Below are 564 nucleotides of genomic sequence, written 5' to 3'. Positions count from 1 at the left end.
AGGTAATGTACACCTTGCTCTGTTTCAACATAGGTTATGTCGCTTACAAACACTTCTTCAGGCGCTGATGACTTTACTTCTTTTAATAGATTGGGATGCTTTCTCATCCAATGCTTACTGTTTGTTGTTTTGATATAACTCTTTTTGGGTTTAACTAACAGGCCTTGCTCACGAAGGTAGCTGAATAAAGCATCCCGGCCAAGCTTGATGTCTAGCTTTAAAAGCTCAGGCTGAATAAGTTGATAAAGCTTCCGTGTGCCAAGTCGAGGCATAAAATTACGCCAATACATCACGAGTTTCACCACTGGTTCGAGTTCGTTTGATCTCGCTTTTATTCGCTTAATCGCTTGATAAACAGATTGCGTTGACATATTTAATGCTCTACATACAGGAGCAAGTTTTATCTGGCCTGCTTCTTTGGTTTGCCAGAGGCATCGGATAAGTACTTTTTTCTTAGACCAGCACCATACTCCTTATCCATCACATCAACCATTTTATTGAGCACAACATTCTTCATTTGCTCTGTTTCAAGTTGACGTTCAAGCCGTTTGATTTGTTGGGCTG

General features: G+C 40.4%; 1 pseudogene. It reads right to left on the bottom strand.

Annotated features, from left to right (window positions below):
• Positions 1-564 (bottom strand): annotated as a pseudogene (locus tag H4J38_RS16915) (IS3 family transposase); the annotation flags it as partial.

The sequence above is a fragment of the Colwellia sp. BRX10-3 genome, assembly GCF_014077505.1.
Taxonomy (GTDB): Bacteria; Pseudomonadota; Gammaproteobacteria; order Enterobacterales; family Alteromonadaceae; genus Cognaticolwellia.
The sequence above is the reverse complement of the archived record's forward strand: the minus strand, read 5'-3'. Positions and strand labels throughout refer to the sequence as shown.